19 protein-coding genes and 1 pseudogene are annotated in these 22147 nt (G+C 38.1%); 7 read left to right on the top strand and 13 right to left on the bottom strand.

All coding sequences use genetic code 11. The features are described 5' to 3' along the window. From JMW90_RS11255 to JMW90_RS11225, 7 genes and pseudogenes are all read right to left on the bottom strand, one after another. Positions 1–196, bottom strand: a 196-nt coding sequence (locus JMW90_RS11255) for a transposase (RefSeq protein WP_201564235.1), incomplete at its 3' end; no start/stop codon positions are given. Positions 197–257: 61 nt separating this feature from the next. Continuing rightward, positions 258–785, bottom strand: a pseudogene (locus tag JMW90_RS11250) (transposase); the annotation flags it as partial. A 148-nt stretch (positions 786–933) separates the two neighbouring features. Then, entirely contained in the window at positions 934–2226 is a 1293-nt protein-coding gene (locus JMW90_RS11245; RefSeq protein WP_201564233.1) for a tyrosine-type recombinase/integrase, read from the bottom strand. Further along, positions 2226–3206 (bottom strand): hypothetical protein, encoded by a 981-nt coding sequence (locus JMW90_RS11240; protein WP_201564231.1) that lies wholly within the window; start codon positions 3204–3206, stop codon positions 2226–2228. The genes JMW90_RS11245 and JMW90_RS11240 overlap by 1 nt, the downstream gene beginning before the upstream one ends. Continuing rightward, the gene (locus JMW90_RS11235; protein ID WP_201548661.1) at positions 3203–5239 is read right to left on the bottom strand and encodes a tyrosine-type recombinase/integrase; all 2037 of its coding nucleotides are present in this window, start codon (positions 5237–5239) and stop codon (positions 3203–3205) included. The genes JMW90_RS11240 and JMW90_RS11235 overlap by 4 nt, the downstream gene beginning before the upstream one ends. Then, entirely contained in the window at positions 5226–7430 is a 2205-nt protein-coding gene (locus JMW90_RS11230) for a hypothetical protein (protein ID WP_201564229.1), read from the bottom strand. Before JMW90_RS11230 ends, JMW90_RS11235 begins: the two co-directional genes overlap by 14 nt. Continuing rightward, positions 7423–8226 carry a deoxynucleotide monophosphate kinase family protein gene (locus tag JMW90_RS11225; RefSeq protein ID WP_201549021.1) on the bottom strand — a complete coding sequence of 268 codons (804 nt, stop codon included), beginning with the start codon at positions 8224–8226 and terminating at the stop codon, positions 7423–7425. The genes JMW90_RS11230 and JMW90_RS11225 overlap by 8 nt, the downstream gene beginning before the upstream one ends. A 183-nt stretch (positions 8227–8409) precedes the next feature. Here JMW90_RS11225 and JMW90_RS11220 point away from each other — a divergent pair, with 183 nt between their 5' ends. Beyond that, a complete protein-coding gene (locus tag JMW90_RS11220) occupies positions 8410–8742 on the top strand; it encodes a dTMP kinase (RefSeq protein WP_227691948.1) in 333 nt (110 codons plus the stop codon). Between the two features lie 178 nt (positions 8743–8920). Here JMW90_RS11220 and JMW90_RS11215 read toward each other — a convergent pair whose 3' ends face one another. Further along, positions 8921–11161 (bottom strand): cation:proton antiporter, encoded by a 2241-nt coding sequence (locus JMW90_RS11215; protein ID WP_201564227.1) that lies wholly within the window; start codon positions 11159–11161, stop codon positions 8921–8923. Between the two features lie 1056 nt (positions 11162–12217). On the opposite strand from JMW90_RS11215, the gene JMW90_RS11210 reads away from it, so the two are divergent. From JMW90_RS11210 to purC, 4 genes are all read left to right on the top strand, one after another. Then, on the top strand, positions 12218–13675 hold the full coding sequence (locus JMW90_RS11210) for a Do family serine endopeptidase (RefSeq protein ID WP_201564225.1): 1458 nt from the start codon (positions 12218–12220) through the stop codon (positions 13673–13675). 528 nt (positions 13676–14203) lie between these two features. Next, complete coding sequence (gene dapA, locus JMW90_RS11205) at positions 14204–15109, top strand: 4-hydroxy-tetrahydrodipicolinate synthase (protein WP_201564223.1); 906 nt, start codon at positions 14204–14206, stop codon at positions 15107–15109. 14 nt (positions 15110–15123) lie between these two features. Then, entirely contained in the window at positions 15124–15459 is a 336-nt protein-coding gene (locus tag JMW90_RS11200; protein ID WP_201564221.1) for a hypothetical protein, read from the top strand. Between the two features lie 130 nt (positions 15460–15589). After that, positions 15590–16303, top strand: coding sequence for a phosphoribosylaminoimidazolesuccinocarboxamide synthase (gene purC / locus JMW90_RS11195; protein WP_201564219.1), 714 nt, complete (start codon positions 15590–15592; stop codon positions 16301–16303). Positions 16304–16375: 72 nt separating this feature from the next. On the opposite strand, the gene JMW90_RS11190 is transcribed toward purC, so the two are convergent. After that, a complete protein-coding gene (locus JMW90_RS11190; protein ID WP_201564217.1) occupies positions 16376–16771 on the bottom strand; it encodes a hypothetical protein in 396 nt (131 codons plus the stop codon). Positions 16772–16980: 209 nt separating this feature from the next. Here JMW90_RS11190 and JMW90_RS11185 point away from each other — a divergent pair, with 209 nt between their 5' ends. Continuing rightward, a complete protein-coding gene (locus tag JMW90_RS11185; protein ID WP_201564214.1) occupies positions 16981–17619 on the top strand; it encodes a DNA-3-methyladenine glycosylase in 639 nt (212 codons plus the stop codon). Between the two features lie 68 nt (positions 17620–17687). Continuing rightward, complete coding sequence (locus tag JMW90_RS11180) at positions 17688–18002, top strand: YqfO family protein (RefSeq protein ID WP_201564212.1); 315 nt, start codon at positions 17688–17690, stop codon at positions 18000–18002. A 537-nt stretch (positions 18003–18539) separates the two neighbouring features. Here JMW90_RS11180 and JMW90_RS11175 read toward each other — a convergent pair. The 4 genes from JMW90_RS11175 to JMW90_RS11160 all read right to left on the bottom strand — a co-directional run bounded on the left by JMW90_RS11175 (position 18540) and on the right by JMW90_RS11160 (position 21839). Further along, complete coding sequence (locus tag JMW90_RS11175) at positions 18540–19118, bottom strand: PepSY domain-containing protein (protein WP_201564210.1); 579 nt, start codon at positions 19116–19118, stop codon at positions 18540–18542. Positions 19119–19299: 181 nt separating this feature from the next. Further along, positions 19300–19920: a DedA family protein gene (locus tag JMW90_RS11170; protein ID WP_201564208.1), complete on the bottom strand. Its 621-nt coding sequence runs from the start codon at positions 19918–19920 to the stop codon at positions 19300–19302. Positions 19921–20151: 231 nt separating this feature from the next. Next, positions 20152–20775, bottom strand: a complete 624-nt coding sequence (locus JMW90_RS11165) for a hypothetical protein (protein ID WP_201564206.1) — start codon at positions 20773–20775, stop codon at positions 20152–20154. A gap of 860 nt (positions 20776–21635) precedes the next feature. Continuing rightward, entirely contained in the window at positions 21636–21839 is a 204-nt protein-coding gene (locus JMW90_RS11160; protein ID WP_011512540.1) for a CsbD family protein, read from the bottom strand. Positions 21840–22147 lie beyond the last annotated feature (308 nt).

The raw sequence follows: 22147 nt of genomic DNA, 5'->3' as shown, positions 1-22147 counted from the left end.
CACTCATAAGATCAGGATCATATTGCTCTGTGCCGATAAGCTTGCCTTGATTGGCTTTGTTATGCCAATTTGATAGCGTTTGCATGGCAATGCCAAGCTGCTTTGCAGTGGCTGAGATATTGCCATTATTGTCTGATATCTTCTTGACAGCTTCTGCTTTAAATTCGTCACTGTAGATTCTTACTTTCTTGATCATGATAAACTCCGATTAATACGCTTAGTTTACCAAGTTTAGTTGTACGGTTTCTTCAGCATAGCTCATGGCGTACTTTGACGACAATGCAGTCTAGATAGACGATAGGATAGATGCGGCTCAGTGGCTGGTTCTGTCAAGCGGCGATGTCTTCTAAGATGTTATCTGTGACTCTTGAGACAAGAGATCTTGATATATCGACGTCATAGAGCTCTTTGATGGTTTCGACGATCTCAATGTTGGTTTGGCCTTCAGCGTAAAAGAATATGATTTTGTCATTAAGGCCACTAATACGACTTTGATGCTTACGCCCTAGGACAGGTTCAAAAGCGCCTTCACGGTCTCTTGGAGATGAAATCTCAAGATCGCCTGTGTCGCCACGCAATGTCTTTTTAGTGTGACTATTGCGCTTATTAGGCTTGTCTGTCTTCTCATGCTTAGGGTAGCCTAGATGATCTTCCATCTCAGCTTCTAAGGCAGTGTCGATAAAAGATTGTATGAGTTGCTTTTGAAAATCTTTGATGTCATCAAAGATTTTCATGCTACCAGCCATCTGCTCGGCTATTTTCTTAAGGTCAGATTGGTTAGTCATTGCTTATTCTCCTGTTAGTGGATTATAAGCAGTTGCACAGTTTTTATGAAACTCCCAGTTACCGATTTTCTTAGTTACAATAGACTTCTTTTGATACATTTAGTTAGCTAAGTCTACTTGTACGGTATCTTCTACATAAATTGCTTTTCTATATGCTTTCAGGTTCCATGTCATTAAGCATTTCTTGAACTGTTTTTTGAGGTGATGTTAGTAACTCATGAACAGTCCCTTGATGTGCTGAATATACTAGTCTAGCCATATCTATGTAGTATTTGTAAGTGGTTTCTAAATCTTCATGCCCCATCTGGTTTTTTAAGGCTTCACCGAAAGCAGCGTAAAGAACCTCTGAGGATTCATTAAGAAGCTTTTCCTTAAAAAATTCAATTGCAAACATTGTTGGCCACCAGTGCCTAGCTTCATAAAAAGTAATTTTTTCTCTAAAATCAGGATAAAACTGCATCGCTTTTAATTTGGCATCATTTGAGCGTCTTGAAATCATCATTGGAGTTATAGGTTTGCCAGATTTGTTCAAAAACAAAACTGAAGGTGGGCAAGCAACACCATATTTTTCTCGGTATAGTTTTCTTCTTTCATTATAAAAAGGTTTGATATAGGTATTATCTAGTTCTTTTAAATCTTTGAGATTAATGATGACAGTTCGGAGTTTTCTACCTTTTCCAACCACTTTGAATTCTACAGTAGCTTTATCTTTATCCATTTCAGAATAAGGCATAATGCTCTTATTATCTCCATTTCCAATATATGGAAATTGAACCAGTTCTATAGGGCGCATTCCAGTACCAAGTGATAGCTTGAATAATGCAGAATAGACGGAATCAGCATAGGCATCAAGAAGAGCTTTAATCTCTTGATTTGTAATTAGAGATTTTGAATATTTTTGTCTTCTTTCCTTATCTAAAATTCTTATATTTTTAGCATCTGCGACTTGTTTAGCTTCTTGTTGAATATAATTTAGCATTCTCTTATTTTTGAAATTTGCAATCCAATCTTTATGCTGTACTGAAACATTCGTAATATATCCAGCATTGTGTAGCCACTTAACATAATTTAAAAGAATTCTTGCGTCTTCAAAAATCGTCTTTGAAGTAGGTTTAATAGACTGTTTTTCTACTCGCTTGATTTGGCGATAAATTTGCCATTTTCTGATGTCATGGTTATCAATAAGAACATGATATTTACCAATATCAATACTACTAAACTTGTTCTCTGTAGATAAATATGAATAAAATTGCGATATTATGTTTGCATAACGCCTAGATGTGTTAACTGCCCCATTTGTTTCATTGTAAAGAAATAAATTAGGATGGCTGAGCAATATTTCTTTATCATTATGAAGTAAAGCTTTTAAAATGTAATGCTGAGCATTACTAAGCGTATCAATGCTTTTATACTCGATAAGTATTGTCTTGATTACTATCATTAATCCCCCTGATTGATTCGATATTGGCAAACTGTATCAAAACCATCCTGAACTGAGGGTATGAATGACTTATCAGCTGCTTGTAATTCAAGCTCAGGTACATTTTTGAAAAAGAATTGACGTTGTGTTTTAGTAATTGCTTCTGACTCTGAATAAGGAATATAGATTTTTATCTCTAATTGGCAGCTAAGTCTTTTTAAAATTAACTTTAATTCCGATCTTGAATGTATAGGTAGTCTGGTGAATAGATGGAATGTTTCAGAATCGAATACATAACGTTCTACGAATTTTTTAAAACTACATAAATACCTTTCCATGAATAAGATAGTAATAACTTTTCTATTTGCTGAAATTTTATTCAACTTAGTTATTATATGATCAATTTCGTTATCTTTCTCATCTTCGAAAGTGTCAATATCAACCTTATCAATATAATTTCTAAAGATTAGTTCGAAATTATCTTCTAAAACTTCAAAGTTAGCAGATGAGAGAGTTATTACAGGCTCAATATTTTGTTTTATATGTTGTTTGCTTAGCTCAGTTTGTAAAGTATTAATCTTATTAAGCAATTTATCATTATGTAAACTTTGTTTCTGCAACTGTAGTCTAACAGCGTCTGCATCATACAAAGTAAGATCATTATTCATTAGTGAAGTTGTTATACTATTTTTTATATTAGCTACTTCTTTAATATGCTCTCCTTCAATATTATGAAGCTTGCTCTCCAACTCAATAATCTTTGATTGGTAGGTACATAATAACTGATTAGAAGAAATTTCATCTTCACCCTCAATTAATTCACTTATAGGTTTTTCACCTTTCATATAGGGTTTTAAGTCAGAATAGTATCGGTTAAATGATTGTCTAGATATTTCTACGATTGCGCATATATCTTGTATTTTCAGTTTAACGCTAGGATTCTTGACCTTTTCTTCAACGATAGCGCTAACAATTTTAGATCTGGTTATTACTGAACTCATAATTGTACCACTTTCATTTTAAGAGTCCTTTTGACTCTGTGATGATTCATATCTAATTCTTCTAAGTGCTTTTCATTTGCAGCAAGTTTTTTACGAATCATTTTCCCAGCTTTCTTACCAATATTATCTGTAGATTCTAAAACACTATGATAAAAGTTAATATTGTCAGAGATAGCTTTCCTTGATTTCTCAATCGCGACACAATATTGACAATCCAACTGACAGTTAGTTACATCAGGACTTAAAAATTGACCCAAATTTTTCTTTCCAATTAGACATGGAGGTAAATCGTCTTTCTTTATTTCCCCACTATGAATGCAGTATGTTCCCAATGCAGATCTGTGGATAAACCACATCTCTCCACTAGAAAGTATGTGAGATACATAGTTAATTACTTGAAGTTTAAGTTGTTTACCCACGAATTTTTCTGGAGTCTTAATCATAGCATGTGCAATTTTTTCCGCTGATTTACCAGAATAAGATTCATCTCTAATACTTCTTAATACTTCATGAAAGTCCTTGGTAAAATTCACCTCAATAGCTTCTGCAATAGCATTAACCATAAATGGATTTCTAGCTATATACTTCAGTGTCATTGCATAGCTCTCATGCCCAAATAGCATCCGAATTAAATCGATATTCTTTTCACTTCGATTAATTAATATTTCAGCTATTGTTTTTCTGAACCGATGGTTATGAACTCTTTCTATTCCAGTAAATTTTTTGATCTCATTTGTGATGAGTTTAATCTGTGCATCTGTGAAATTATTTAGAACCTTTCTGCCTTTATTAGACTGAAACAAATAACTTTCCTTATTAAAGTCGGATAAGCTTTTCAAATGCTTGAAAGAAGATACACAGTCACCGATAAAAGAAGGAATCGGAATTACTTCAGTTTCACCTTGATAATTTGAGTCATTGGTCGTTTTAAATCGTGTAATATTAATCCAGTATTCTCCGTTATTATCAATGTAGATATCATCTAGCATGATTTGTCCAATCTCTCTTGCTCTCATTCCTATAAGAAGGCCAACAAAGATAAACAAAGCATTCCTAACGTGATCTAAGGCTATCGCATATTGATTTTTCCATGTATAAGAGTAAGGTTTGCTCCGATTTTCAAGTTTTGTTTTCGAGTAAATTCGACTACTAGACATTACGTTTATTTCATGTATTGTGATATTCGTAAGTTTTTCAAATTCTTCATTTGGCTCCCATGAATAGAAAGTGGCACTACTTTTGTTAGCTAAATCTAGTCCACCGAGATAATCACGTACATTTATTAATTCTGGTAATGCACTTTCGAGCCAGAACAGTGAATATTCCATTAATTTTGCTAATTCACTTTCAGAAAATGGTACCCAAGTAGATACTATGCCTTGAAAGTGATTAACAACATCCTTGTGCCTCTTTTTGTTATCAACAGACGTAAAATCAATATCTAGTCTATATTTTTCAGGTATGGATCGTTGACGTGATAGGGATAACCATAATCTGATCATACTAAACATTGAAGAATAATGCCTTGGGGCATCATTATTATTTTTGGCTCTATCAAGAGCTTCATTTAACATGCTTGGAGTAATGCAATCTATATCGGTTCGATCATTTGCTGATAAATGATTATGCTTAAAAACATAGGATATAAATATATTAAAGAGATTAGAGTAAGATCTAGTAGTGCTGTAACTTTTAATAGTGCCGGAAAGAGAGAAGTCTGGAATTGCGTAATATAATAATACTCGTTTTAAACCATTGTATTTTTCGTCTTCTTTGTAAAAATGTATTTTTGTAGGGTTTTTGCCAGTAGTGTATTCAAGCAACCAAACATTGTCTCTATATAAAGAGTATTCTGAAATAGGAAAGTCATGGCTAGAATTCTCCCTTAGTTTTACAGAAAGTGAAATAGCAGAGCCAGATGTTTTCCCGCACGTTGTTTCTAAAGAGTGATTACACTCTTTATTAGCAGATTCACCTTTATCTCTCTGTAAGGATTCAATGGTAAAATATTTATCTAGATCAAGCATCATCATCCTCAAAAATAACCTTTAAGTCATTTAGATTTCTAGGTAAAAGCGGTGCATTTTTTCTTTGATATCTTGCTGAGTATTTAATGTGATCATCATCATTCCAGTTATCTAGAATTGACTCGATAATCAGTTTTTCATCATTTAAAATAGAGTGAGACTCAAGGGTTTCATTCGTTAAGTCTCTTATATGTAGTAATCTCTCCATCAAATAAGGTACGGAGTCTTCAAAGAGTCGAATTTGTTTACAGAAAATACAATTTTGAATTGAGTAACATTTTTCACCGTTAGAAATTTCATTTTCTGCCTCAAGCCATGTTGGGTCATATTGATTAGAGCATCCCCATAGAGCGCCTCTTTGTCCAGGTATATGAAAAATCTTTAGCCCTATGTTTGTATTTAGATTTTCATCGTTTTTTGTTCCCACAATCCCTTTGAATTTCTTATTTCTAAGTAAAGTAACGATCTCTTCTTGTTCTATTCTTAAACGGTTTTTTCTATCTTGCTTTGCTATACCAGAATTGTCGTAATATTGATCAGTAGTATTTTTTGAATTATGTCCTTGAACTAGTCTCACGACTGTCAAAGGAAGATTCTTCCGTTTGATTTGCATCCAAGTGATACGAATTCTCGAAGTAAGATCGCCAATTGCAGAAATTTGCGTTCCATGCTCTTTAATTTCATGTTTGTTAATAAAATGTTTGATTGCGGTTTGGAAGGCTTTGTTTTGAGATATCGAAGTATGTCTTCCTCCTTTAGAAACCCAGTCGGCCCAATATCTAAGACATATAAATAGAGGGTTTAAATTATCTTCTTGATGATGCATAGGGATATAATCAAATGAATATCTCTCAAGAGGTGCTACAATATTTTTTGCTAATTGAATAATATTGTAGATTGAATATCTATCATCCTTATTGCTTGGAGCTATAAATTCCTTCGAATTACCATAAGGTAGGTTAGAATCTTGGCTTCTATGTTTTTCTGAGAAGATAATGGATTGATTTTCGTTTAAAGCACCAGTTAATACATGCTCATAATTGTTAGGATCAATTGCTAAAATAGTCTCTTTATTCCACCCAGTTTGAAGTGCGAGCATTAAATAGATTGCAGCAGAATCAATCATAGAAGGAAAATACATTCCTAAAAAAGCATCCCAATTGTCTATTTGGGGGTGCTTATATTTTTTTTGTGAACGGGATATTCGTAAAATTAATAGTTGGATAATATCCTCACACTCTCCTATAGCGATGCAAGAATCAGCCGAATATTTTGCATCAATTTCATCCAGCGTCTTTTGCATTGGATAGCCATTAGCGATTAAGGTTTTTAATCCCCTCAAGACATCAAAATTCCAGTTACTTAAGCCAAATCCTTGCTGTTTTTTTAAATGTAGAGTTGTTTGAGACGTATTGATTAATGTTTTATCTCTTTCATAAATAGCTCTGAATTTATCAAGTATTTTTGGATCACGTTGTTCCATTAACTCCGACAACTCAGTATCTATGCAATCTTTTAATTTTATAGAGAGAGTCTGTATATTAAGTCTAGTAGAAACCTCTCCACTGAGTATCATCTCATACCATGCAAAAATACGCTCTTTAGTCATGGGTGGGAATATTTCTGAATGAGCTTCAGCTAATGTATATGGCTCTGCCTTATTAACCTTTTCAATAAAATTAATTTTTTCGTAGAGGCGATCTACTTCTGATTTTAAAGCTTGTGTTAAATCGTCATAACAAATTTTATTTAATGGTTCTGTTGGCTTGTTTTTGCTTTTAAAAGCTGTAACATTGGGTAATGAAGGGATTGGTATTAACTTTGTTTTTTCAGAAAAATCAATAATTGCTGCTTTCAGTTTTGATGGAATCTCTAGGTTTATTTTGTTTTTTTGGCAATATCTGATATAGGCTCTAAATGCTTCAGAGTGTACTTTTGAAAGAGAGTCTACTTTAAGCTTATTAGGTTGTTTTTCGTTATACTTATTTATGAATACGAAAAACGTTTCAATTGCTTGATTCAGAATATACGCTGACGTATTGACCCTATCCTTAGAGTGAAAAAGGAATAACCTGTGAAGCTCAAGGCATAATTCATTATCAAGTTCAAAGCCTGAAATACTTAAATATCTTGCTTTAATAACATGACCAGAGGATGTTTCAACAGATATAACATTCCGAATATCTCCTTCATTCACGACTAGTCTTTCCCCATTCTTCTTCAATGATTAGTTCTAAATCCATTAAGGAACCATTATTGTTAATGACAATGTCTCCTTGTTTTATTTCTATTCCTCTTTCAGAGGAGTGACTTATAACTTTTGCTGCATTGTCTCGCTTAACGTGCCATATATTGCCGTTGTGAGACCGTATAAAGTCAGCCTCATTCTCAAATCTAACATCTTTGATTACAACAATTTTTTCTTTTCCATAAGCTGGAATTTCCCTTGAAGGGAGAGTCAAAGGTATTTCTGATCTTAATAAGCCATAGTTACTGAATTCTAAGTAAGCATGACTATAGAGAAATTCAATCATTTGATTTGGTGTCATATCCCAATAGTTATGATTATTCTCTAGTAATAAAGGATTCCATGCTTCTTCTTGAGTAATCCCAAAAATAGCTTGCGCAGCCAACCTGAAAGGGGCTTTGGGGTCGGTAAAGTCAATTCGCAATTTATCAAATTTATTGGTTTCATTTTGGTTAAATGCCAAGTTTGCTCTTAATAACCAATGATCAGAATTCAATTCTCTAAGCCAATCAGTTCCAACTGTTTGAAAAATTTTTCTAGGTGACCATCCCCAATGAGGGATTATTTTCTCTTTAAGATCATCATCCCAAGTTTCGGCATCGGTTAGCCCAAATAATATTTGGCATCCAATTTTTAACGGGTCGGCTAAGGCATATGTAGTTACATCTTCATGTTTTAATAATATAGAAGCTACTGTGTCTTTACCTGATCTAGCTATAGCTGCAATTCCAATTACTTTAGTCATTCTTAATTTGCTTCCCATCACCTAAGTTTAATTTCTATAAAAACATCTCTTATTAAGCTATATTGTTTTAGACTTTAAATAAGGTTGTTTGTTTTATAGCATATTAGTAGTTTACATTATAGTATATACGGATATAAAGCTTATTAGTTTACAAATTGTTAGAACGGAAGACAAGACTCAACAGTGGCTTATCAAGGCTTTGGACGTGCAGATGGCGACGCTACTGTACGTGCCAAAATCGACATGCTTATTGAGCAGTTTGTTGTGCAATTACCAGCGCTGACATTGTGGTTGGACTTACCAGTATCAGAAGGCATGGCACGTGCTAATAAACGCAGTGCCGCTGACCGCTTTGAGCAGCAAGCGACGGAATTTTTTACCAGAGTACATCAAGGTTTTAGCGTCCTTGCTAGCGAGCATCCTGAACGTATCCAGCGTATCGATGCCTCAGGCAGTGCCGATGAAGTCAGCGCGCGTATCTGGCAGACGGTACAAAAGAAGTTTGGGCTAAGCTAATGCTGGATTGATACCAGCAGTACATAATGTGTCGATATTACTTTTCACTGACTATATCTTAAAGCTTTTAGATTGAAGCTGTTTAGCAGTGTTATTATTATCCTTTACACTCTAAGCAAAAAGCCCCAACTCAGCAGTTGGGGCTTTTATATTATGGGCTGATTTTTAAATATAGCTTTTATTGCTTATCTATATCGATAGCACTGGTTATATTTTCATCATTCATATCGGCATTAGATTTAGAGATATTATCGCCACTGGAGTCTGGTAAACGATTGGGATCAAGCGCCCCTTTTTTGGTTTTCGGCGCGCTACCATTACCATTACCATTACCATTGGTATTACTAGAAGTCTTAGTTTTTGAAGTTGCTTTCTCAACATTAGCGTCCGATGTCTGAGTATTGTTAGTCATATTAGGCGCGGCACTAGGCTGACTTTCTTGCTCAGTTTTTGTATCAGCATCCTTTGCTATGTCTTCTTCAGCCGTTGTCAATATAGACTCTGGCACCGAGGCTTCATTGCCTATATCTGTTAGCTCTGTTTCTTGGCGTTTTTCAGGCGCTTTTGAGCTAGACTCAAAGCTGGCATCAGCCACAGCGCGTGCTTGTTCTTGCTTTGGCGTCACATCGACCGGTTTTGGCTGCACCTCATCATCGACGACCAATGAAATCAACTTACGATCACGTGTTACTGTTCCATCGAACTTATCGGTCATGACATGCAGTTTACCTTCTTTATCGACCGTATAAAGCGGTACAAATTGCTTATTATCAGCTTTATATTGCTCAAAGCTATAGCTGTCAGTGATATTGGTGATTTTGATACGCGCCTTTTTGGACAGCATACTGGCAAGCTTGGTATAGGTAACGTCTTTGCCAAACAACCACTGCGAATGGAAGTTGCCTTGCTTGTCATCGCGCTCACTTTTGACTTTTTCATCGCTAAACTTTAATCGGTATAGTTTGCGCTCACCGAACTCATGACGATAGTGAATCTCGGATAAAGTATTGAGCTCTTTATCCATACTCATGGCAAACAGACGTCCGATACCGATGAGATCCAAATGATGATCAGCGTGGTCAGAGACAGGATTGCCAAAGTAAGTACGCAAGCCACTCATGCGCGCGCTTGCGATATTGGTATAGTTATTATGGGCGACGATGACATCAAAGCCCTGATCTTTGAGCGAGGTAGCGACCAACAACGCGACAGGGTTTGAGCCCACAACCAAAATACCGTTGGTTTCAGGCTCACGGACACCCAAAAAGTTCCCTACCATTTTTGCGCCCAAACCCTGAATCATTACCGTACCAATAATGACCAAAAATACCAAAGGCACCAGTAGCTCAACCCCTTGGATATCATATTCTTGCAGACGAATGGCAAAGAGTGATGAAATAGCAGCAGCAACGATACCGCGCGGACCAATCCAGCTGATCATCAGCTTCTCTTTGGTCTTTAGGTTGGAGCCAATAGACGACACCCAAACTGACAAGGGGCGGGCGACAAACATCACAATCGCTAGTAGCACGAGACCTGCAAAACCGACGCTCAATAAGCTTTCCAGCTCAACACGAGCCGCAAGAATAATAAATAAGACCGACACCAATAAGATGGTGAGTGATTCATTGAATTCTAAAATCGTATCACGTGGGAATTTTGGCCAATTGGCCAGCGCAACCCCAAGTACAGTGACCGTCAATAAACCGGATTCATGCTCTAGATGATTAGAGATTGAAAATAACACCAGCACAAAAGCAAGGGTAAAAACATTGCGTAAAAATTCAGGAATCATATGGCGACGCATCAAAAACGCTAATGCCCACGCGCCAGCTAGACCCATCGCTACTGCCAATACCACAATCTTGGCAAACAGCAGGATACTACTGGCTTCACCACCTGAGATAATATATTCGTAGACCAATACCACCGCAATCGCGCCGATAGGGTCAATAATGATGCCTTCCCACTTCAAGATATTGGAGATGGTTTTGTTCGGTCGTACACTGCGCAGTAAAGGCATAATGACCGTCGGACCAGTCACGCAGACCAATGCGCCAAACAATAACGCAATAATAGGGTCAATATCAAAGAGCAAATACGTCGACAGCGAGACGATAGCGATAGTGATCAGTACGCCGACGGAAACCAGCATCTGTACCACAGAGCCGTGTTGTTTAATCTCTTCAAACTCTAAGGTCAGCGATCCTTCAAATAAAATAATCGCTACGCCTAATGAGATAAAGGGAAACATCAGCTCACCAAGTATCAAGTCAGGATCGAAAACCCCTAATACTGGACCAACAATAATACCAATCAGTAATAAAAATAAAATGGACGGTTGCTTTAAATACCAAGCCAACCATTGGGCGGCAATACCAATCCCAACCACGCCAGATAACAATAGGGCGGTATCCATAAATTAATCCTTTTATAATATAGTCATGCTGTGGAGCGATTCGAGGCTGCAGCATTCGGCATAGACGATTTTTTAGTTCATGATACATTCACATCATTATCAAGAGTCACTATTAAAAGTCACTATAGTCAGTTCAAAATAAAAGCGATACGATTGTAATAACGTGCTATTGGCTATAATTTTTTCTTGCTTGCTGTTCGCAGGCGTGACAGAGGCTGCAAAAAATTTATAGCCAACAGCACTGTATCGTTTTTAAAATGAATCGACTATATCAAAAATTGCTATCGACAGTTACCGCAAGAGTCACAGCATGAGTCATGTATACTATATAGTAGCAAACACAAAATAATAGCAAAGATGAATACGCTTCTAGATAAAGCCGCAGAGCTTTAAAAAGTAAAAGCTAAGAACCAAAAGCGCAAAAGAGAGAAGATACGATAAAATAATAGCCAATTTAAACAATGAAGTATTAATAAGTTCTATCGCTGACTTTTGTTTGTTTTAAATGTGTTTTACTGGTTATCATAACATGATTTTATTTTATATAACTGAGTGCTCACTGTCACCCAAAGCGTTGCAAGACTCTTAAAAGTATAGACAACGTAAGCCATTTTTTCATCAACCAGCGACTGAATGCTGCCACGATGTTGTGCACTAGCTATGGTGGTCAGTGGTTCTAATAGCTAGTATGATGGCTCGATGAAGTCCTTAACTGACGCCGCAGGTAATAATCGTATTCAGATGATTCTGAGTTTGCAGTGTATGGTTTAGTGTATGGTTGATCCACTTTTAAAAGAGTACAGCATAACTTGGGTTAATTATTCGAAGCCTCTGTCGGCTAGCTACAGCAAGCAAGAAAAATTAACCCCAGTAGTGATTGATGATATGAGATAGATGCTCAATAGATGACAAACTAAGCTGCAGTCAGCAAAAATACTCTATAAACTAAGATAAAAGTGCTATTTATTAATCAAGAATTAAAATGCCAAGCCATGCTGTACATTAATAGCATAGCTGCTCACGAAAATTATAAAAATTACTTGGATGAGGGATAAGATGCCAATCGACATATCTAAAGCGAAAATCACCATAGTTACCATGCAGCGCTTGCTTCAACGCAGCACCTTGGCAATCGCTGTTACTACTACCATGGTCGTTGGTATTAATCTAAACACCATGGCAGATGCGCAAGCTGCTGTTACCACCGCTGATTTTTCAGGATTGGTACAGCAAGTCACGCCAGCGGTGGCACGCGTCAATGTGACCAAAACCGTGAGTGAGGCTGAGCTTGCAAAAGCCCAAACGGCTGAGCTGTTACGCAAATTCTTTGGTGATCGCCTACGTATCCCTGATCAAGCCGCGACGCCAGCGATTGAACATGCTTATGGCACGGGTTTTTTTGTGACTGATGATGGTTATATGCTGACCAATCACCACGTGGTGGCGGGCGCAGACAAAATCACGGTGACGCTCAATGACAGAACAGAGCTTGATGCGACCTTAGTTGGCAGCGATGAGCGCTCGGATGTGGCAGTATTAAAGGTCACTGGCAAAAAATTCCCAGCGCTACCGATTGGTGATTCTAATAGCCTAAAAGTCGGTGAGCCGGTACTGGCTATAGGCTCGCCATTTGGTTTCGATTATTCAGCATCGGCAGGGATTGTCAGCGCCAAATCGCGCAACTTTTCGCGTGAAACCAGTGTACCATTTATTCAAACCGATGTGGCATTGAATCCTGGTAATTCGGGTGGACCACTGTTTAACCAACGCGGTGAGGTGATTGGGATTAACTCACGTATTTTTAGTGGCACCGGTGGTTATATGGGACTGTCGTTCTCTATTCCGATTGATGCGGCGATGGATGTTTATGAGCAGCTCAAAACCAATGGTAAGGTTGAGCGTGCTTATTTGGGTATTTATCCACAAGACATCGACCGAAATCTCGCTGAAGCCTATAACCTAGCGCGTCCGCAGGGAGCATTACTGACACGTGTGTCCCCTGATTCGCCCGCCCAAAAAGCAGGTCTAAAATCAGGCGATATTATCTTGCAATACAATGATGTGCAGATTATGGAAGCCTCTGACTTATTGAACCTGATTAATCGCGCACGCCCCAATGACGCCTTTCGCATGCAAATCCAGCGTAATGGTAAGCAATCTCTCGTCAGTGGCAAGCTGAGTGACGTCTCAAATGACATGCAATCACAAAGCCGTGGTCAGCAAAATAACGAGATAAGTCTGGGCTTAGCCTTACGTAATCTGACCCCAGAGGAACAAGTAGAGCTGGCGTCTGATAATAAAACCGGCGTTTTGGTCACAGCAATTGAGCCTACAGGATTGGCGGCACGCTCGGGCATACTAGCAGGCGATATCATTACTAACCTCCATCAAAAACCGATTAAAACCGTCAATGATGTTTCAAGCGCTGTGTCGGTATTGCCTAAAAAGGGAGTGGTGACGATAGAGGTGATGCGTCAAGGTATCCCGGGTATTATTGGATTGCGGATAGAGTAGTTAAAGATATTGCTATTACTTGTGGCACAAAAGGACATAAGCGTTTGTTTGCTTGTATCGGCTAGCCAACGCTGTGTTGACGATTGGTTAAAAGGCTTAAAAAGGTTTTATCGAACTTTAACAATTACGCTAAACTGACGGTTTGGTTTAAAAGCTAAAGGTTATTAAATTTACTGTATATTAATGGCAAATGAAATTGAAGCCACTAGGCAGTTATTTGTAGAATTGCTTGCTTGAGCCTTAATTGATTGATAGCGGTCAATCCAAAATATGCTACACTAGCAGGCGTTTTTATAGCGAGATAATCCGTATATTAGTGTCAGATAAAATGGCGTCAATGACGGTATAAGCCATACAAACATTCAGTATTAACATCGAGCAAGATCTTACCAATGGTGTTTATGAGCATGGATAGTATCTATGCAACTATTTGACAATGAATATATTCATAATATGCATTGGTACTTGCAAACGACCTATCATGTGATAGCTTTAATCAAAGCTAGGATACGAGAGTAAGGCACAGTTATGAGCACAGCATACGACGATATTAAAACCCGACTACAAGGCTCAATGGTAGCCTTGATAACGCCCATGCTTCGTGACGGTAGGGTCGATTATAAACGTCTGGCAGACCTCATAGATTGGCAGATTGAACAAGGCACACATTGCCTTGTGGCTGTTGGTACGACTGGCGAATCCGCAACCTTGTCAATGCAAGAGCACAGCGATGTGATTCGCTATTTTGTACAGCATGTTAAAGGTCGTGTACCGGTGATTGCAGGTACTGGCGCCAACAATACAGTGGAAGCCATTAAGCTGACGCAAGATGCCGCAGATGCCGGTGCAGATTGTGCATTATTGGTCGCCCCTTATTATAATAAGCCGCCACAAGAAGGCTTATATCAACATTATAAAGCCATCGCTGAAGCTGTAAATATCCCGCAAATGCTTTATAACGTCCCTGGACGCACCGTCGTTGATATTGCGCAAGAAACAGTCGAGCGTTTAGCCGATATCGATAATATCGTTGCTATCAAAGACGCGACAGGTTCTGTTGCTCGCGGTGAGCAATTAATCAAAGCAGTTGGCGATCGTTTAGTGGTCTTATCTGGTGATGATGGCAGCGCCCTTGAGCTGATGAAATTTGGTGGTAAAGGGAATATCTCTGTGACTGCTAACGTCGCACCAAAAGCCATGAGCGAAACCTTTACGGCAGCTTTGCGCGGTGACTTTGACGCCGCCAATCAAGTACATGATATCGTTAAACACTTACATCGTGACTTGTTTATTGAATCAAGTCCTATTCCAGCCAAGTACGCTTTGCACAAAATGGGCATGATAGATCAAGGTATTCGCCTGCCGCTAGTATGGCTAGCTGAGCAACATCATGCGACGATTGATACTGCCTTGGTTCGTGCAAACTTATTATAAAATGATGCGTGTAAATGCTAACTCAGAGAGATAATATGATGAAAGTATCATCAATGACTGCAAAAATGTTCCCCGCTGTAATGACGGTCGTGTTGGGTAGTACCTTAGTATTAAGCGGCTGCCAAGCGACAAAAGAATTCATCGGCAAGCGTGACAATGGGAGCCTAGAGTATCAGCAAAGCAAAAAATTGGCGCCGCTACAGTTGCCAGCTGCTCAAGAGACCGCGCCATTTGTACCGCTTTACTCGACCCCTAATGCAGGCGCTAATACGCTCACATTACAGAATGAGTCTGGTAAACAGTACCAGTTGCCAAAACCGCAACGCGCGGTTGCGAGCCGTACTGAATAAAGTCTTTTTTTAACCTTATCTATGCCGCTGATGATTTTATTAATACCAATGCACTTCATTGGTTTTATAAGTTATCAGCGGTCGCTGCGCGTTTTTACCGCATAAGCTTGAACGAACAGGAAACCTCCTAATGCAAAAGCAAAAATTGCTCTATAAAGGCAAAGCCAAATCTGTTTATGAAACAGAAGACAACGATCTGCTGATTTTACATTTCCGTGATGACACCTCAGCGCTTGATGGTAAGCGTATTGAGCAGCTTGCACGTAAAGGCGTGGTTAATAATCGTTTTAACGCGTTTATCATGCAAAAGCTGGCAGACGCTGGTATCGAGACGCATTTTGAAAAGCAATTGTCTGATGATGAAGTGTTGGTCAAGCGTTTGGATATGATTCCGGTTGAATGCGTTGTGCGTAACTTTGCTGCGGGCAGTTTGGTACGTCGTTTAGGCTTAGAAGAAGGGCAAGCATTGACGCCACCGACTTACGAGCTGTTCTATAAAGATGATGCGCTTGGCGATCCAATGGTTAATGAGTCAATCTCAATCTCTCTTGGCTGGGCAACCGACGCACAGCTCGCCAAAATGAAAGAGCTGAGTCATCAAGTCAATGAAGTATTAAAAGCCCTGTTTGATGCTGGTGATTTGATACTAGTAGATTTCAAACTAGAGTTTGGTGTATTCCATGACCGTATCGTCTTAGGTGATGAGTTCTCACCAGATGGCTGCCGTATTTGGGATAAAGCCACCAAGAAGAAGCTTGATAAAGACCGCTTCCGTCAGTCATTAGGTGATGTCATCGAAGCTTATGAAGAAGTTGCAAGCCGTATCGGTGTACCACTAAGCTAAATGTAGCAAAGTTAAAACTGTTAAGACATAAAAAAACTGAGCCATGGCTCAGTTTTTTTGCGATTAAATATACTAGCTGTCTTTACGCGCTTCTTTGATTTTCTTAGCCGCAAACTCCATGGCATCTGCCGCTTTGTCTGCTAATGTGCCGACCACTTCTTTTGCCTTTGTAGTAGCGGTATCAGCTAAAGAAGAGTCTTTATCGCCTTTATTTTTAGCATCTTTATCTGAAGACTTGCTATCTTTGCTATCTTTGCTATCGTGTTTATCTGATGCTTTGCTGTCTTTGCTGTTTGACTGATTACTTGAATTATTGTCTTTATTATCAGACGCTTTATTAGTATTCTGATCTTTAGTGTCATGAGCAGCGTTATTGTCTTTTACATCATTTTTCTTATCTTCTGCTTTGTTACTGCTATTGTCACTGCTATTTTGCTGCTTATTGTTTTGGCTATTAGAGTTACTCATTGTTATATCCTTTTAATTTAATTATGTTTTTAGTGTGGTATATCTGGTATCAAGATTACTATCATATCGAGTTAGCTGTCTGTATAACATCAGTTGCAATAAGTAATGGTGGTCGCTGTCAGACAACCTTTGATGGTTTTTTATGTTAAATTTATGCTGCTATAATAATAGAGTGTAAATATAAACCCCTATAAAAAAGGTTAGGGCTGATGTTATCTTCTCAAGCTGCATCAATTGTTTTGGAGCCATCTTGGTTTGCTCGTCCCACTTGCGTGGTCGCTGCTGACTTGATTGGCAAAGTGTTGTGCCGAGAGTTAATCGATAGCGATGGTCAGCAAAAAATCTTGCGCATGCGAATCTCAGAGACAGAAGCCTATATTGGCGAAGGCGATGCTGCATGTCATGCGCATGCAGGCACACGAACGCCGCGTACAGAGATTATGTACCATATAGGCGGTGTTTTTTATGTATACCTAACCTATGGTATTCATCATATGCTCAATTTGGTCAGTGGACCCACAGAATCGCCAGAAGCGGTCTTAATACGTGCTGGATTTTTGACAGAGAATAGCGCCCGCTTAATCGATGAGCAATTATTAGACGTTAATAAACAGCTAAATCATATCAAACAGCTGGCAGGTCCTGGCAAGCTAACCAAAGGTTTACAGATAGATCGAACGTTATACGGTGAGCCAATCACGCCCGCTTCAAAAGTTTGGGTGGAGGATGATGGCTGTCAGCCACCGGTGTCCCTGCGTCCACGTATCGGCATTGATTATGCTGGCGAGGCAAAAGAGTGGTTGCTGCGCTATATATGGACGGACCATCCTTCTTTGTCAAAGAAATAGAAAGTTTTTTGTGCATTTCATTTAATTTTAAAGATTTGATGAGGCCACTAATTTAAGGAGGCGACTACATGTATAAACTCACCGTTTTTGTACCAGACTCAGCATTAGAGCAGGTAAAGTCGGCGCTATTTGTGGCAGGTGCTGGTAAAATTGGCGATTATGAGCAGTGCTGTTGGCAAGTGCAGGGGATGGGACAGTTTATGCCACTGGCAGGCAGTACGCCGCACATTGGTACACAGGACAATTTGCAAAAGGTTAATGAATGGCGGCTTGAGATGGTGGTTTCTAAGGCTAGTATTAATGATGTCATCAGCGCATTAAAGCAGGCGCATCCTTATGAGACGCCTGCTTATGATGTGATTGAAGTCTTAGATTTTGGATAGTAGTTTGTAATATAGTCGGTCCTAAATAAAAGAAGGACTAATCTTATAAATCCCAGCAGTGCTGTATTCTTTTAAAAGTGGATACCTATATGATCTCACTAATGATATGAAAATTGTGTATGGAACGACGATAAATAGACAGTATACGACAAACAAAAAAAGCGATAAAAAATGGTCAAACAAACTAAGGGCTGGCTTATTTGACCGCGACATCAAATACTAAACAATCAGCTACAGTCTCAGATTTTCATGGGCTTATTATTTCCTACACTACACTACTCTACATCAACAATCGATTTCTAAAATAGCTAAATCAAGTTGTTTTAGGCGCAATTTCAACAGTATATTATTGATTCAATTTTCTGTATTCATCACAGCCGTCTTAATCTTGATTATCACAATTTTTACCAAACCATCCTTTTATAGTGATAGCTCTAAACCAAAAAGCTCTGAGCGATATGGTAATGTCGCTTAGAGCCATTTAGAAATCATTAGATATGAATGTTAACCTATTTATCACTTCGACTTGCTGCAATATTAGTCATCATTATCAGCTGCTTCTACTTGGCTACGAATAATCTTACCAGTCCTGCTATCGACAACCACTTTATGTACTTGAGTACCTTTAGCAATCTCAAACTTATAAACAGGTTTGCCAAAGTCTATGTCAAATCCTGCTTCAATAACTTTCCCATTCACACTCTGGTTGGCTCGCTTTATCGCTTGGTTCATACTGGTTTTAGATTTTTTCATGGCCTTATACTCCGCCATATCTTCTTTATCAAGCTTCTCTTGCTTACGACTTAAAACTTTACCGCTATTTGCATCAACCTCTACTTCATATTCAGTATTGTTAGCAACAAGTTTAACGTCATAGTTACCACCTGCTGAACGACCATTCTGATCAAAATCAGCACTAATCACATCCCCTTTAATAGACTTTTGGGCGATGGTAATGGCTTGCTCAAGACTGATCTTGCTTTGTGCCGCTGCTATGGCTTCACTGACTTCGGTTTTTGTGGTGGCGCTTTGTCCTACAGCGATAGCAGCGGTGCTGACACCTGCAATACTCAGTACCATAATGATAGATTTGCTTAGAGTTGATAATTTTTTCATGATATTATCCTTTGTTTTTGAGAGTTTTTGCATGCTAGATTGGTTTAGCATCTATTGTATTTATAACTTCAGTATATGGGATAAAACATAGGAGAAGCTTAGCGCTGGCTGAGGGTTAAATAAGCCGTATTTTATTTAGGAAAATCGTTAAAATTTGGAAGATAAATAAATCGGTTTTGTATTAAATATTATGCTGATCAGATAGTCGACGTTTAATAAACCAAACAATAATAATGACTATGGCAAGCAACAAGAAAACCTTAGAGTAAGGCGCTAACATAGTTGTAATGACCTCGTAATTTTTACCCAAGTAAAATCCTGCTAGGGTCAACATTGCTGTCCAAATACTAGATCCCAAAGCCGTTAATATTAAAAAAGAGACCATTGGCATCTTATTCATCCCCGCAGGGATGGAGATCAATGAACGAATACCAGGCACCATGCGGCCAAAAAAGACCGCTTTTTTACCATGTTTATCAAACCACGCATTGGACGACAAAACATCCTCAGACTTAATAAACACGTATTTTCCATACTTTTCAGTAAATACTATTAAGCGTTCTTTATTGAACAAAGTTCCCAGATAATAAAGAGGTAATGCACCAAGAACGCTACCAAACGTACCGGCTACTATGACTAATAGTATATTTAAATCACCCCTAGCGGCCGAAAAACCTGCTGCTGGCATAATAAGCTCAGATGGTATAGGCGGAAAAACATTTTCAGCAAACATAGCGAATAAAATGCCGACATAGCCAAATTTTGCCATGATAGCCAGCACCCACTCACTCATTTGATGCATTGATTTACCTTATCTTGTTGATGACTTATTTCTTATTATAGTGGAATAAATCGAATTCAAATTAAAGGTAATTTGTAACAGTAGTTACTAATAATTATTTGGTGGTGTTCTAAAAATTATGCTGGAGATAAAGATCAATAAGAAATCTATGCTACGTTCTCTGATCCTACAGGACCTTCAAGGCTTTAAGAATTGTTTAAATTTTAATCAGCATACTTTTTGATACACCCCCTAATCTTTTTTGATCTTGATCACATTCAAGTTTGGATAGCCAAGTATAATCTCATACTCTTGTGAGCCGCGTTTGGCTTCAATCTCAAATACGCCGCGATTTTTCTTTTCTTCAAATTCAATATCTGTGACTCGATAACCCATACCCTCAACTTTATTGATAGCACGGCGTTTAATCGCTGGATAACGTGATTCATTTTTGATGCTGTCTTCATTTTTATAATGTTTATCTTTGTATTTGCCACTATCTTTATAGTCGTTTTTATCATCCCAGACATTAGACCAAGGTTTTTTGGTCGAGCTGATAAGTCTGAGATCTGGTGAGCTGTATTTAAGCTCATAAGCTTGATCATTCTTTTTAGCAAGCACTGTCAGCACACGGTTACCGCGATAGCTTTCTGTTCTGATGTCCATCACGTTATAACCTTTACGGCGTAAATCCTGACGAAGTTGCTGAATAGCGCGATTGTTTTCAACATGACCATAACCGCTGTTGTCATTGTATATCGGATAATTGTCGTAACCTGGACCGGCGACAGCGCAGCCAGCAGTAACGCCAACGAGTGCAAATACAAGTGAGGCAGAGAGGATAGTTTTAAGCGAGAAAGGTTGTAACGTTTTCATGATGGAATCTCCTAAGATATAAGTTGGCTTAAAAAGCAGCTATATACCGTTGCAAAATTTTGTTGATATATAATGCAGAATAACGCTAACAACCATGAGTAATACGCAAAATATACTTGTAAAATATGGATATTTGTTCTGTATTATCGTTATTCTTGAAATATTTTCTTACATGTACATAATAAAACCTAAAGCTTATCAATACGTGTCGTTGGTGTTAAGAAGTTGTAAATATTGCAAATATTTGCGTAAGCATTCGATACGTTGAGTGACTAGGGTGTTGCTTGGGACAACGAATATCGCTAACACTTAGCTAATTTACATTAATTTTTTCTAGCCTAAAAATAGCTATTTACATTAAAGGCTATTAATATCATATGGTTAAGGATTTTAACTATTCGGATTTAGGCTGTTGTAAGCATATGCTTACACGCAATGACGTTTACGCGACTTAACAGTAGCTCAATAATTTGACACTATACACACACGGCATAAGGGAATGTGACTCAAGGATTGAGTTGACCGTATTAAGGATAATATTTCAACGGCTAGCATCAGGATGATAATAGCAATTGGATTAAGGACACATAACCCGTGTTGCAGGCAGATAATGCCACCAGTAGTAAAAAGGGCAGGATGCCCGACTGTCACAATATGCTCAATATCTTGCAAGGATGCAGCGATTAGAGCCGTGATGGGTAACAAGGATAGTTAACAATAAAACCGCATAACAATTAATTGCTATGCGGTTTTATCGTGTCTGGACTTTGAGATTTATGTTTCAATAACTCATAAAGCTGGTCATAAAAAACCGCATTAAACACTAATGCGGTTTTTTGATTAAACGATTTTCTGTTTTATTAGTATTTGTTTTCAGTACGCCATGCGTCTACTTCACGCTCAGCGTCATCTTTACTGTGACCATAACGCTCTTGCACTTTACCAACGAGCTTATCACGGCTACCTTCGACATGTAATAAATCATCATCAGTTAGGTCAGCCCACTTCTGCTTTGCTGAGCCTTTTACTTGGTTCCATTCGCCTTTTAGAGTATGTTCGTTCATTGCTATTATCCTTATTTTAGTTATTGCGTCTTTTGCAGTAGCTGTTATTTAAAAGTTAAATCAACAGGTTGCATCACGCTTTAGTATCCGACTTATTATTTATGATTCTTATTGCTAGTACAGTACTGCGGTTAAATAGCTTGTTTCTTATATAGCGCATTTTAAAACGCTTAACTACATCACAAATAGCCAGTGGCTAACTTGTGCTACTAATATATGAATTTCAAAATGCTTTGTCTGTATGGACAATGTTGATACTGTTGCTCAATTATGAAAAAAATCATGCCTATGTTATGGGTAGCATAGTT

The sequence above is a fragment of the Psychrobacter glacincola genome (assembly GCF_904846215.1).
In the GTDB taxonomy this organism is placed as follows: domain Bacteria; phylum Pseudomonadota; class Gammaproteobacteria; order Pseudomonadales; family Moraxellaceae; genus Psychrobacter; species Psychrobacter glacincola.
Note: the sequence above shows the minus strand (reverse complement) of the source record. Positions and strands in the feature narration are given on the sequence as shown.

Coding starts and splice junctions, on each gene's coding strand:
- JMW90_RS11245 (WP_201564233.1), bottom strand. CDS start 2,226: ATGATAGTAATCAAGACAATACTTATCGAGTATAAAAGCATTGATACG.
- JMW90_RS11240 (WP_201564231.1), bottom strand. CDS start 3,206: ATGAGTTCAGTAATAACCAGATCTAAAATTGTTAGCGCTATCGTTGAA.
- JMW90_RS11235 (WP_201548661.1), bottom strand. CDS start 5,239: ATGATGATGCTTGATCTAGATAAATATTTTACCATTGAATCCTTACAG.
- JMW90_RS11225 (WP_201549021.1), bottom strand. CDS start 8,226: ATGACTAAAGTAATTGGAATTGCAGCTATAGCTAGATCAGGTAAAGAC.
- JMW90_RS11215 (WP_201564227.1), bottom strand. CDS start 11,161: ATGGATACCGCCCTATTGTTATCTGGCGTGGTTGGGATTGGTATTGCC.
- JMW90_RS11210 (WP_201564225.1), top strand. CDS start 12,218: ATGCCAATCGACATATCTAAAGCGAAAATCACCATAGTTACCATGCAG.
- dapA (WP_201564223.1), top strand. CDS start 14,204: ATGAGCACAGCATACGACGATATTAAAACCCGACTACAAGGCTCAATG.
- JMW90_RS11200 (WP_201564221.1), top strand. CDS start 15,124: ATGCTAACTCAGAGAGATAATATGATGAAAGTATCATCAATGACTGCA.
- purC (WP_201564219.1), top strand. CDS start 15,590: ATGCAAAAGCAAAAATTGCTCTATAAAGGCAAAGCCAAATCTGTTTAT.
- JMW90_RS11190 (WP_201564217.1), bottom strand. CDS start 16,771: ATGAGTAACTCTAATAGCCAAAACAATAAGCAGCAAAATAGCAGTGAC.
- JMW90_RS11185 (WP_201564214.1), top strand. CDS start 16,981: ATGTTATCTTCTCAAGCTGCATCAATTGTTTTGGAGCCATCTTGGTTT.
- JMW90_RS11180 (WP_201564212.1), top strand. CDS start 17,688: ATGTATAAACTCACCGTTTTTGTACCAGACTCAGCATTAGAGCAGGTA.
- JMW90_RS11175 (WP_201564210.1), bottom strand. CDS start 19,118: ATGAAAAAATTATCAACTCTAAGCAAATCTATCATTATGGTACTGAGT.
- JMW90_RS11170 (WP_201564208.1), bottom strand. CDS start 19,920: ATGCATCAAATGAGTGAGTGGGTGCTGGCTATCATGGCAAAATTTGGC.
- JMW90_RS11165 (WP_201564206.1), bottom strand. CDS start 20,775: ATGAAAACGTTACAACCTTTCTCGCTTAAAACTATCCTCTCTGCCTCA.
- JMW90_RS11160 (WP_011512540.1), bottom strand. CDS start 21,839: ATGAACGAACATACTCTAAAAGGCGAATGGAACCAAGTAAAAGGCTCA.